The following is an 11,652-nucleotide window of genomic DNA, read 5'->3' as shown; positions in this document are numbered from 1 at the left end:
ACCCCGATCAGACCCAGGCCGTCGACATCCTGCGCCGCGCAGCCCCTGGAGTTTCGGCAGGGTGGATTCCGTGCTGCGGCGCAGGATGTCGACGGCCTGGGTCTGATCGGGGTTGGTGAGCGCGTCGTGGGCGGCGCGCACCAGATCGCCGGCGCTGGCGTAGCGGTCCTCGGGTTTCTTGGCCATGCCGCGCGCGATCACCGCGTCGAACGCCTTGGGGACGCCCGAACGCTTGGCGCTGGGCTGGGGGATCGGCTCCATCAGGTGGGCGCTGACCAGCACGCCGGCGCTGTCGGAGGCGTAGGGTGGCGATCCGGTCAAACACTCGTAGAGCACACAGGCCAGCGAGTAGATGTCGGCTCGGTAGTCCACCTGGCCGTCGGAAAACCGTTCCGGCGCCATGTATTTCCACGTGCCGACCGCGGTGCCGAGCTGAGTGAGCTTCTCATCGGTCTTCGCGCTCGCGATGCCGAAGTCGACCAGATAGGCGAAGTCGTCGCGGGTCACCAGGATGTTGGGCGGTTTGACGTCGCGGTGGGTCACCCCGGCGGCGTGCGCGGCATCCAGGGCCGAGGCGATCTGGGTGAGGATGGCCACCGCGCGCGGCGGGCTCAGCGCGCCGAACCGCTTGAGCAAAGTATCGAGATCGGTGCCCTCGATGAGGCGCATCTCCAAAAACATTTGCCCATCGATCTCGCCGTAGTCGTGGATGGGCACCACGTGGGGTTCCTGCAAACGACCCGTGATGCGGGCCTCGCGCCGCATCCGCTCGCGGAACACCGGGTCGCTGCTCACCGATTCCGACATCAGCTTGAGCGCGACCGTCCACCCCTTGACGGTGTGTTCGGCCTCGTAGACCTCGCCCATCCCGCCGCGGCCCAGCGCACGTTTGAGCTCGTAGGGTCCGAACGTCGACCCCACCCGAGAGCCCGGCGCCCCGCTCATCGATCCTCCCAAGCAAACCGCAACTGCGCAGACAATATCAGCAATCCCCGCGCGGGTCGCCCGGTTCGGCCGTATGTGAGCCAAAGGCATTGCGCGGCAGGATATTCCGGCAGTACTTAGCCGACGTCGGCGTTCCTTGTGGCGATCTCGAAGGTGAACTCGTGCTCACCGATTCGAACGTGGTCGCCGTCGCGCAACGTGGTCGCCTTGCGGATGCGCTGATACTGCACGTACACGCCGTTGGACGAGCGCATGTCGTTGATGATCCAGCTGGTTCCGGTGTCGACGATGACGGCGTGCAGGCGGCTGACCTTCGGGGTGGCCAGCACGATGTCGTTATCGCTGAGGCGGCCGATGTGGGTCGCCGCGTCGTGCAGCGCATAGCTCTCCCCGGACGTTTCGCGCAGGTACGCCACGGCGTTGCGGTCGGAAACCGAGCTGTGTTCGTCCAGGACCGTGAGCGTGACGGCGGCGGTGGTCACCGCGGTCTTCTTGACGTCCAACGGCTCCTGGCGCAGGATCCGGTCGTTGAGGTCGCGCAGGGTCTGGCCCGGGTCGATCCCCAGATCGTCGGCGAGAGTTTGCTTGACGCGGCGGTAGGCGGCCAGCGCGTCCGTCTGGCGATCGGTGAGGTAGTAGGCCGTGATCAGCTGCGCCCACAGCGATTCGCGGTAGGGGTGCTCGGCGGTCAGGGCCTCGAGCTCGGTGAGCACGGCAATGGCGCGTCCGCAGGCGATTTCGGCCTCCGCCTTGGCCGTGTGGACGAGGATCTTCTCCTCGGTCAGGGAGGTGGCGAAGGTGTCGACGAACCGGAAGTCGCGCAGGTCCTCGAGCACCTGCCCGCGCCACTCCGCCAACGCGGCCGACAGGTGCTTGCTGGCCTGTTCGAACCGGCCGGCGGCGCCCGCCTGCACGCCCGCGGTCTTCTCGGCGATGAATCGCCCGAGGTCGCACGCGGTGTCGGGGATCGTCAGGCGGTATCCCGGCGGCGCCGCGGCCAAGACGGTGCGCGGGTCGATACCGGCCCCGCCGAGCAGCTTTCGCAGGTTGGACACGTACGAATGAATGCTGGCCCGCGCGCCCGGCGGCGGCCAGTCCTCCCACAGGGCGGTGGTGAGCCTGTCCATGGCGACCGGGCTGTTGCGGTTCATCAACAGCATCGCCAGCACGGCCCGCTGTTTGGGGGTGCCCGGGGGCACCAGCGCACCGTCCACGCGCATTTCCAAGGGTCCGAGCAGGCCGAACTCGAGGCGTTTGTCCGTCATCGTCTTGCAATTGTGATACGAACCGGTCGATTTCGGTGAGAACTTCGACGGTTGGCGTCGCCGAGCCCCGGCGCTGACCGGAGGGTTGCGGGGCTGACAACATGCGCCCAGGTTCGGGGCGGCGACTTGAGGGATGCTCAACGAATCCTTGGCGGTTACGCCCGGGTCATCGCGTAGTACGCGCCGCGGCGCGCCAGCAACTCGGCGTGGCTGCCCTGTTCGACGATGCGGCCGGCCTGCACGACCAGGACGCGGTCGGCGTCGCGGATCGTCGAAAGACGATGCGCGATAATGAAACTGGTCCGATTCTGGCGCAGCTCGCGCAGGGCGCGCTGAACGAGGACCTCGGTGCGGGTGTCGACCGAACTGGTCGCCTCGTCGAGGATCAACAGCCGCGGGCGGGCGAGGAATGCCCGGGCGATGGTGATGAGCTGTTTCTCGCCGGCGCTGAGGTTGGCGCCGTCGGCGCTGACGCGGGTGCGGTAGCCGGCCGGCAGCGTGTGCACGAAGCGGTCGACATAGGCGGCCCGGGCGGCCTCGACCACTTCCTCCCCGGTGGCGCCGGGACGCCCGTAGGCGATGTTCTCGGCAATCGTCCCGTCGAACAGCCACGTGTCCTGCAGCACCATCCCGACGCGCGAGCGCAGCGACTGCCGGCTCACGGTGGTGATGTCGACGCCGTCTATCAGGATCCGCCCCGAGTCGACGTCGTAGAACCGCATCAGCAGGTTCACCATCGTGGTCTTGCCCGCGCCGGTCGGTCCCACGATCGCCACCGTGCTGCCGGGTTCGGCCACCAGCGACAGGTCGTGGATCACCGGAACACCGGGCCGGTAGGCGAAGCTGACGTGCCGGAACTCGACGCGCCCGACGACGGGCCGCGGGAGTGCCCGATCGGCGTCCGTCGGCTCTTCGGGCTCGTCGAGCAGGTCGAACACCCGCTCGGCGCTGGCCACCCCCGACTGCAGGGTGTTGTACATCCCGGCCACCTGGCTCAGGGGAGCGTTGAACTGCCGAACATATTGGATGAACGCCTGGATGCTGCCCAACGTGATCTGCCCGGTGGCCACCTGCAGTCCCCCCACCACCGCGACCGCGACGTAGCCGATGTTGCCGATGAACGTCGTCGCCGGCCCCACCAGGCCGGAGAAGAACTGGGCGCCGAAGCTGGCCCGGTAGACGTCGTCGTTGTAGCGGCGGAACTGCTCGCGCGCGGCCGCGGCGTGGCCGAACGTCTTGACGACCGTGAAGCCGCTGTAGGTCTCCTCGATGTGGGCGTTGAGGCGTCCGGTGCTCTTCCACTGGGCCACGAACAGGCGCTGCGAGCGCCGCGCGATCGCGCGGGTGGCGAGCAGCGAGAGGGGCACGGTCAGCAGCGTGATCACGGCCAGCAGCGGTGAGATGGACACCATCATCGCCAGCACGGCCACCACGGTCAGGATCGCCGTCACCAGCTGGCTGATCGTCATCGACAGCGAGGACTGCACGTTGTCGATGTCGTTGGTGACCCGGCTCAGCAGCTCGCCGCGCTGGCGCCCGTCGAAGTAAGACAACGGCAGTCGGTGGATCTTGTCCTCGACGTCGGCACGCAGCGCGACCATGGTGCGCTGCACGGTGAGGTTGAGCAGCCGGGCCTGCGACCAAATCAGTAGCGCGGCAACGAGGTAAAGGCCCAGCGCCAACGCCAGGGTGCTGGCCACCGCGCCGAAGTCCACGCCCCGCCCGGGCACCAGGTTCATCCCGGACAGCAGGTCGGCGAAGGTGTTGTCACCGCGGGCGCGGGCCGCGGCGACGGCCTGCGCCTTGGTGATCCCGGCGGGCAGGTGTCGCCCGATGACGCCGTTGAACAGCAGGTCGGTGGCGTGGCCGAGGATCCGCGGCACGGCGACACCGATAGCGGTGCCCGTGACGCCCAGCGCGATCACCGCGAGGCTCAGGCCCCCTTGCGGCGCAAGCCGTTTCGCCAGCCGCACCGCCGTGGCCCAGAAGTCGCGCGACCGCCCGGCGGCGGCCGGGGTCAGCGGGCGGGTGGTCGCCACGGTCATTGGGCGCCTCGCGGGGCACCCACCGACTGAGAGTCGGCGAATTCGGCGTAGGTGGCGCAATCGGCCAGCAGCGACTCGTGCGTGCCCGCCCCCACCAGCCTGCCGTCGTCGACCACGATCACCTGATCGGCCTGGGCGGCGGTCGAAACGCGTTGGGTGACAACGATGATGGTCGCGCCCCCGGATGCCCGCGCCAGCGACGCGCGCACCCGCGCGTCGGTGTGCACGTCGAGGGCGCCGAACGCGTCGTCGAACAGGTAGATGGTCGGCCGTCGGATGACCGCCCGCGCGATCGCCAACCGTTGCCGCTGCCCGCCGGAGAAGTTGATGCCGCCCTGGGCGACGCGCATCTGCAGCTTGTCGTCGTGGGCCCGGACGAAGCCGTCGGCGTCGGCCACGCGCAACGCATCCCACATCTGATCGTCCGTGGCGTCGGCCGCGCCGTAGCGCAGGTTGTCCGCGACGGTGCCCGAGAAGAGGTGGCCGCGCTGGGGGACCAGCCCGATCGCCGACCACAGCCGCTCGGTGTCGTAGTCGCGGACGTCGACGTCGTCGACCAAAACGGCGCCGGCCGTCACGTCGTAGAGCCGGCAGATCAGGGACACCAGCGTGGACTTGCCCGAACCGGTGCTACCGACGATCGCGGTGGTGGTGCCGGGCAGCGCTGTCAGCGAAATGTCTTGCAGCACCGGGCGATCGGCACCCGGGTAGGTGAACGTCGCACCGTCCAGCCGCACGACGCCGGTGATCCCGCCCGACGGGAACACGGGGCGGGGCGGGTTCTGGACCGCGGCCCGGGTGGACAGCACCTCGGTGATCCGCTCGGCGCACACCGACGCGCGCGGCAGCACCACCAGCGTCATCGTCGCCATCAGCACCGCCATCAGGATCTGGGTGAAGTACGCCAGGAAGGCGATCAACGAGCCGACCTGCATCTGGCCGCGGTCGATGCGCAGCCCGCCGAACCAGATCAGCGCGACGCTGGACACGTTGATGGTCAGTGTGGTCACCGGCAACATCAGCGCCTGCAGATTCCCCGCGTGCAGCGCGGTGCCCGACAGCGCGGCGTTGGCGCGGGCGAATCGGTCGCGCTCGAAGCCCTCCCGGGCGAACGCGCGGACCACCCGGACACCCGAGAGCTGGTCGCGCAGCACCCGGTTGATGCCGTCGATCAGGGCCTGCATGCGGCGCAGGAGCGGCAGCATGCGCGACATGATCACGTAGTTGGCGACGGCCATGATCGGAACGCTGACCAGCAGCAGCCACGTCAGCGCGGCCTCCTGGTGGATGGCCATGACGATTCCGCCGGCGCACATGAGCGGCGCGGTGATCAGCACGGTGGCCGCGATCTGCACCAGGTACTGGACCTGGCGGACGTCGTTGGTGCTGCGCGTCAGCAGGGTTGGCGCGCCGAACCGGGCGGTCTCGTGCTCGGAGAAGGTGGTGACCTGCTCGAAAATGGCCCGGCGCAGGTCGCGTCCGAAGCCCATCCCGGCGCGCGAGCCGAAGTAGACGGCGCCGACCGCGCACAACCCCTGCAGCCCGGTGACCGACAGCATCACCAGGCCGAGCCGGACGATGGTCGCGGCGTCGCCTCGGGCCACGCCCTCGTCGATGATCGCGGCGTTGACCGTGGGCAGGTATAGCGACGCCAGGGTGCTGGTCAGCTGGAGCGCCATCAGCACCGCAACCAGCCGGCGGTACGGCCGGATGTACTGGCGCAGCAGTGCCAGGAGCATTGGCTAACTGTCGCACATGGCGGGCGTCGCGACGCTGACCACCGGCTCGAAACGCCTGCTCAGGCGTCGTGTCCACGGTCGACCCCGAGGCTCCCGCTACAGTGCATCGTGTGACCAGCAGTAGGCGAAGCGCGAGGGCGCTGGCTCTGGCGGCATCGGCCCTGGCCATCCTGATCTCTGCGGGCTGCTCGGGTTCCGGCGACAGCAAACCGGGGGCGACGGCGTCGTCGACGCCGGGCGGCGGGGACGGCCACCACGGGCCGCTGTTTCCGCAGTGCGGAGGCGTCAGCGATCAGACGGTGGCGGAACTGACCCGGGCATCCGGGCTGGTGAACACCGCGCGGAATTCCGTCGGGTGCCAGTGGCTGGCGGGCGGCGGCATTTTGGGCCCGCACTTCTCCTTTTCCTGGTATCGCGGCAGCCCGATCGGGCGCGAGCGCAAGACCGAGGAGCTGTCGCGCCAGAGCGTCGACGACATCAACATCAACGGCCACGGCGGGTTCATCGCCATCGGCAACGAGCCCACCCTGGGCGACTCGTTGTGCGAGGTCGGCATCCAGTTCCAGGACGACTTCATCGAGTGGTCGGTCAGCTTCAGCCAAAAGCCGTTCCCGCCGCCCTGCGACATCGCCAAGGAACTGGCCCGCCAGTCGATTGCGAACGCCAAATGATCAGACGAACCGTGACCGTGCTGCTGGCCGCGCTGTTGGTGTTGACCGGGTGCTCGCGGTCCATCGGCGGCAACGCCGTCAAGGCCGGCGGTAATGCGCCGCGCAACAACAACTCCCAGCAGCAGTATCCGAACCTGCTCAAGGAGTGCGAGGTGTTGACCACCGACATCCTGGCCAAGACCGTGGGCGCCGATCCGCTCGACATCCAGAGCACGTTCGTCGGCGCCATCTGCCGGTGGCAGGCGGCCAACCCGGCCGGCCTGATCGACATCACCCGGTTCTGGTTCGAGCAGGGCAGCCTGAGCAACGAGCGCAAGGTGGCCGACTTCCTCAAGTACAAGGTCGAAAACCGCTCGATCGCCGGCATCGAGTCGATCGTGATGCGCCCCGATGACCCCAACGGCGCCTGCGGGGTGGCCAGCAACGCGGCGGGCGTGGTGGGCTGGTGGGTCAATCCCCAGGCGCCGGGCATCGACGCGTGTGGGCAGGCGATCAAGCTCATGGAGCTGACGCTCGCAACGAACTCCTAGCCGCCGCGCGGCTGCGCGCGGTCAGCGCGGGATTTCCAGTCCGGTCAGCGCGGCCCGGCCCGGTTCCAGCCCATCCCAGGCGCCGGGCACGGTCAGCACCGCGATCGCCGACGTCGGGAACTTGGTTGAAATGCGGTCCGCGACAGCGGGGTCCGTGCCGTCGTCGCCGGCCAGGACGAGCGCCAGGCCGGACATGGTCGGCTCGTGCCCGATGACCAGCAGCGTGGCGACGTCGTCGGCGGTCGCGTTGATCTCGGCGATCAGGCTGCCCGGGGTGGCGCCGTAGAGCCGCTCGCTGAACCGCGCCGGGGCGTCGATGCCGGTGTTGCCCAGCGTCTGCCGCGCGCGGGTCGCGGTGGAGCACAGCACGGCGTCGACGGCCGGCGCGTGGGCGCGCAGCCAGTCCCCGGCCAGCCCGGCCTCGCGGATGCCGCGCGGCGCCAGCGGCCGGTCGTGGTCGGCGACGCCGTCCGGATAGTCCGACTTCGCGTGCCGCATCAGCAGCAGGGTGCGCCGGCCGGTCATTGGGTCAGATTAATCGGCCCTGGCGCCGCAAGCGGCGCACCGCTCGACGGAAGGGCAGACGTGCCGAGCGACGTCCCGCGCGTTGTCGGCGACCCGCCCTAGACTTCGCGGTGCCCTGATCGCCACGACGAAGAAAGGGGGTCGCCGGATGCGCTTCCTGCACACCGCCGACTGGCAGCTGGGCATGACCCGGCACTTCCTCGCCGGCGACGCCCAGCCGCGGTATTCGGCCGCCCGCCGCGACGCGGTGGCGGGTCTGGGGGCGCTGGCCGAGGAGGTCGGCGCGGAGTTCGTCGTGGTGGCCGGCGACGTCTTCGAGCACAACCAGCTCGCCCCGCAGGTGATCGGGCAGTCCCTGGAAGCCATGCGCGCCATCGGAATTCCCGTCTACCTGCTGCCGGGCAACCACGATCCCCTCGACGCGTCGTCGGTCTACACCAGCGCGCTGTTCAAAGCCGAACGCCCCGACAACGTCACCGTGCTCGACCGCGCCGGCGTCCACCGGATCGGGCCCGGCCTCGAGATCGTCGCCGCGCCCTGGCGGTCCAAGGCCCCGACCACCGACCTGGTCGCCGGCGTGCTCGACGGCCTGACGCGCGAGCCGGTCACCCGGATCCTCGTCGCGCACGGCGGCGTCGACGTCCTGGACCCCGACCGCGACAAGCCCTCGCTGATCCGCCTCGCGGTGCTCGAGGACGCCCTGGCGCGCGGCGTGATCCACTACGTCGCGCTGGGCGACAAGCATTCGCTCACCCGGGTCGGCGCGGGCGGTCGCGTCTGGTACTCGGGCTCGCCGGAAGTCACCAACTTCGACGACGTCGAATCCGACCCCGGCCACGTCCTGGTCGTCGATGTGACCGATCGCGGCGTCACCGTGGAGCCCCGAAACGTCGGCCGCTGGCGGTTCGTCACCCTGCACCGCCAGGTCGACAACGGTCGCGACGTCGCCGACCTCGGCATGAACCTGGACCTGCTCACCGACAAGGACCGCACCGTGGTGCGCCTGGCGCTGACCGGTTCGTTGACGGTCACCGACCGCGCCGCGCTGGACGCCTGCCTGGACCGCTACGCCCGGCTGTTCGCCCACCTGCGCACCTGGGACAGCCACACCGACCTGGCGGTCATCCCCGCCGACGGCGAGTTCACCGACCTCGGCATCGGCGGGTTCGCCGCCGCGGCCGTCGAGGAGCTGGTGGCCACCGCACGCGAGGGCGACGCCCCGGAGGCCGCCGACGCGCAGGCCGCGCTGGCGCTGTTGTTGCGGCTCGCCGACCGGGGCGCCGCATGAAGCTGCACCGCCTGGTCCTCACCAACTACCGCGGCATCGCGCACCGCGAGATCGCGTTCCCCGACCACGGGGTGGCGGTGGTGTGCGGCGCCAACGAGATCGGCAAGTCGTCGATGATCGAGGCGCTTGACCTACTGCTGGAAGCCCGCGACCGCTCCACCAAGAAGGAGGTCAAGCAGGTCAAGCCGACCCACAGCGACGTCGGCGCCGAGGTGACCGCCGAAATCAGCTGCGGTCCTTACCGATTCGTGTACCGCAAGCGGTTCCACAAGAAGTGCGAGACGGAGCTGACGGTGCTCACGCCGCGCCGCGAACAGCTGACCGGCGACGAAGCCCACGAACGCGTCCGCGCGATGCTCGCCGAGACGGTGGACAGCGACCTGTGGCGCGCCCAACGGGTGTTGCAGGCCGCGTCGACGGCCGCGGTGGACCTGTCCGGGTGCGACGCGCTGTCGCGCGCGCTCGACGTGGCCGCGGGCGCGCAATCCGGCACGGACGCGGCGCCGTCCGGTGCCGAGCCGGTGCTGATCGAGCGCATCGACGCCGAATACGGCCGGTACTTCACCCCGACCGGACGGCCCACCGGGGAGTGGGCAGGCGCCATAACGAGATTGAAGGAGGCCCAGGACGCGGTCGACGAATGCGCGGCGGCGGTGGCCGAGGTCGACGAGCGGGTGCGCCGCCACGCCGAGCTGACCGAGCGGGTGGCCGAGCTGTCGCAGCGACGCGCGGCCGCCGGGCCCAGGCTGGCGGCCGCCAAAGCGGCCGCCGAGCGGGTAGCCGAACTCACCAACCAGGCGCGCGAGGCCGAGCTGCTCGCCGACGCCGCGGCCGCCACCAGCACCGCGGCGACCGCCGCCCACGGCGGGCGGGTGCGGCTGCTCGCCGACATCGAAAGTCGCACCGCGGCCGTCGCCGCCGCGGAGGCCGAGGCGCAACGGGCCGCCGACGAGCGGGCAAGGGCGGCGACCGCCGCCGAGGCGGCAGCCGCCGCCGTCGAGCAGGCCACCCAGCAGCTGGCCGCGCTGCAAAGTCGCGCCGAAGCCGCCCGGCGCACGGTCGATCTGCTCGTCGCGCGCGAGGAGGCCGACCGGCTCGAGGCCCGGGTGGCCGGGATCGCGAGCCTCCGGGTGGACCGCGACGGCGTCTGCGCGGAGCTCGCCGAGCTGACCATCACCGAGGAGTCGTTGCGCCGCATCGAGGACGCCGTCGCCGCCGTCGATCGCATCGGCGGCCAGTTGGCGCTGACGTCGGCCGCGGTGGACTTCACCGCCGTCACCGACATCGAGCTCGTCACCGGCGGCCAGCGGGTGTCGCTGCCGGCGGGACAAAGTTTTTCCATCACCGCGACGGGCCCCACCACCGTGGAAGTACCGGGCGTGCTGACCGCGCGGGTCACCCCGGGCGCGACCACGCTCGACGTCCAGGCCCAACACGCCGCGGCACAAGAAGAATTGGCCACGGCGCTGCACGCCGGCGGAGTGAGCGACCTCGCGGCGGCCAGGTCCGCCGACCAGCGCCGCCGCGAACTAACCGCTCGCCGCGAGCAATTGGACGCCACCGTCGCCGGCCTATGCGGCGACGAACCCCTCGACCAGCTGCGCGCCCGGCTGGCGCGGCTGCGCGCCGACCAACCGGCCGGATCCGAACTCGTCGCGCCCGAAGCCGCCCACACGGAGCTGCGGGCGGCGGAGGCCGCCGTGGCGACCGCGACCGAGGAATGCGAGGCCCGCCGCCGGGCCGCGGCGGCCGCCGACACCGCGCTCGCCGAAGCGGCAATGCGCGCAACGGTTTCCCACCACAATCGCGAGGCCCAGCGCGCCGAGCTGGCCGCGGCCACCGAGCGGCTGGGCCAGGAACGCGCGTCGGTGAGCGACGGGGACCTCGCGGCGGCGGCCGAGGGCGGCCTGCGGGCCGCGGACGCCGCGCGGCGACGGGTCGCCGAGCTGGCCGACGAGCTGGCCGCGGCGGCGCCGGACGCGGTGGCCGCCGAACTGGCCGCCGCCACCGCGGCGGCCGACGAGCTGAGCGACCGCTACGAGGACGCCGCGCGCGCCCTGCGCGAGATCGACATCGAGCTCTCGGTTTTCGGCAGCGAGGGGCGCCAGGGCAAGCTGGACGCCGCGGAAACCGAACGCGAGCACGCGGCCGGCCAGCACGCCCGCATCGGCCAACGCGCCCGGGCCGCACGGTTGCTGCGTTCGGTGATGACGCGCCACCGCGACACCACCCGGCAGCGGTACGTCGAGCCGTACCGCGCCGAACTGCAGCGGCTCGGCCGCCCGGTGTTCGGCCCCACGTTCGAGGTCGACATCGACAGCGACCTGTGCATCCGCAGCCGCACCCTGGACGGGGTCACGGTGCCGTACGAATCGTTGTCCGGCGGGGCCAAGGAACAGCTCGGCATCCTGGCGCGGCTGGCCGGAGCCGCGCTGGTCGCCAAGGAGGACACCGTTCCGGTGGTCGTCGACGACGCGCTGGGCTTCACCGATCCCGACCGGCTGGCCAAGATGGGAAAGGTGTTTGACACCGTGGGCGCCCACGGGCAGGTGATCGTGCTGACGTGCAACCCGGACCGGTACGACGGCGTCAAGGGCGCGCACCGCATCGACCTCAACGTTTAGCGTTTAGCCGCTCGTCGGCC

9 protein-coding genes are annotated in these 11,652 nt (G+C 70.7%); 4 read left to right on the top strand and 5 right to left on the bottom strand.

Going from position 1 to position 11,652, the window contains the following annotated elements; genetic code table 11:
* The 4 genes from BST11_RS22925 to BST11_RS22910 form a co-directional block, all read right to left on the bottom strand.
* On the bottom strand, positions 1-945 hold a 945-nt coding region (locus BST11_RS22925; RefSeq protein WP_142276506.1), incomplete at its 3' end, for a serine/threonine-protein kinase.
* Positions 946-1,061: 116 nt separating this feature from the next.
* Complete coding sequence (locus BST11_RS22920) at positions 1,062-2,210, bottom strand: BTAD domain-containing putative transcriptional regulator (protein ID WP_083140444.1); 1,149 nt, start codon at positions 2,208-2,210, stop codon at positions 1,062-1,064.
* Positions 2,211-2,365: 155 nt separating this feature from the next.
* Positions 2,366-4,255, bottom strand: a complete 1,890-nt coding sequence (locus tag BST11_RS22915) for an ABC transporter ATP-binding protein (RefSeq protein ID WP_083140442.1) — start codon at positions 4,253-4,255, stop codon at positions 2,366-2,368.
* On the bottom strand, positions 4,252-5,994 hold the full coding sequence (locus BST11_RS22910; RefSeq protein ID WP_083140440.1) for an ABC transporter ATP-binding protein: 1,743 nt from the start codon (positions 5,992-5,994) through the stop codon (positions 4,252-4,254). The genes BST11_RS22915 and BST11_RS22910 overlap by 4 nt, the downstream gene beginning before the upstream one ends.
* A 110-nt stretch (positions 5,995-6,104) precedes the next feature.
* Here BST11_RS22910 and BST11_RS22905 point away from each other — a divergent pair, with 110 nt between their 5' ends.
* Positions 6,105-6,665 carry a DUF3558 domain-containing protein gene (locus tag BST11_RS22905; protein WP_205781621.1) on the top strand — a complete coding sequence of 187 codons (561 nt, stop codon included), beginning with the start codon at positions 6,105-6,107 and terminating at the stop codon, positions 6,663-6,665.
* Positions 6,662-7,195 carry a DUF3558 domain-containing protein gene (locus BST11_RS22900; protein WP_083140438.1) on the top strand — a complete coding sequence of 178 codons (534 nt, stop codon included), beginning with the start codon at positions 6,662-6,664 and terminating at the stop codon, positions 7,193-7,195. Before BST11_RS22905 ends, BST11_RS22900 begins: the two co-directional genes overlap by 4 nt.
* A gap of 21 nt (positions 7,196-7,216) precedes the next feature.
* Here BST11_RS22900 and BST11_RS22895 read toward each other — a convergent pair whose 3' ends face one another.
* The gene (locus BST11_RS22895; protein ID WP_083140436.1) at positions 7,217-7,720 is read right to left on the bottom strand and encodes a SixA phosphatase family protein; all 504 of its coding nucleotides are present in this window, start codon (positions 7,718-7,720) and stop codon (positions 7,217-7,219) included.
* A 148-nt stretch (positions 7,721-7,868) separates the two neighbouring features.
* Between BST11_RS22895 and BST11_RS22890 the strand changes: the two genes are divergently transcribed.
* A complete protein-coding gene (locus tag BST11_RS22890) occupies positions 7,869-9,008 on the top strand; it encodes a metallophosphoesterase family protein (RefSeq protein WP_083140434.1) in 1,140 nt (379 codons plus the stop codon).
* Positions 9,005-11,632, top strand: coding sequence for an AAA family ATPase (locus BST11_RS22885; RefSeq protein WP_083140432.1), 2,628 nt, complete (start codon positions 9,005-9,007; stop codon positions 11,630-11,632). The genes BST11_RS22890 and BST11_RS22885 overlap by 4 nt, the downstream gene beginning before the upstream one ends.
* Positions 11,633-11,652: the final 20 nt, after the last annotated feature.

Source organism: Mycobacterium alsense (genome assembly GCF_002086635.1).
Classification (GTDB): Bacteria; Actinomycetota; Actinomycetes; order Mycobacteriales; family Mycobacteriaceae; genus Mycobacterium; species Mycobacterium alsense.
This window is presented reverse-complemented; position numbering and strand designations above follow the sequence as displayed.

Coding starts and splice junctions, on each gene's coding strand:
- BST11_RS22910 (WP_083140440.1), bottom strand. CDS start 5,994: ATGCTCCTGGCACTGCTGCGCCAGTACATCCGGCCGTACCGCCGGCTG.
- BST11_RS22915 (WP_083140442.1), bottom strand. CDS start 4,255: ATGACCGTGGCGACCACCCGCCCGCTGACCCCGGCCGCCGCCGGGCGG.
- BST11_RS22890 (WP_083140434.1), top strand. CDS start 7,869: ATGCGCTTCCTGCACACCGCCGACTGGCAGCTGGGCATGACCCGGCAC.
- BST11_RS22895 (WP_083140436.1), bottom strand. CDS start 7,720: ATGACCGGCCGGCGCACCCTGCTGCTGATGCGGCACGCGAAGTCGGAC.
- BST11_RS22920 (WP_083140444.1), bottom strand. CDS start 2,210: ATGACGGACAAACGCCTCGAGTTCGGCCTGCTCGGACCCTTGGAAATG.
- BST11_RS22900 (WP_083140438.1), top strand. CDS start 6,662: ATGATCAGACGAACCGTGACCGTGCTGCTGGCCGCGCTGTTGGTGTTG.
- BST11_RS22885 (WP_083140432.1), top strand. CDS start 9,005: ATGAAGCTGCACCGCCTGGTCCTCACCAACTACCGCGGCATCGCGCAC.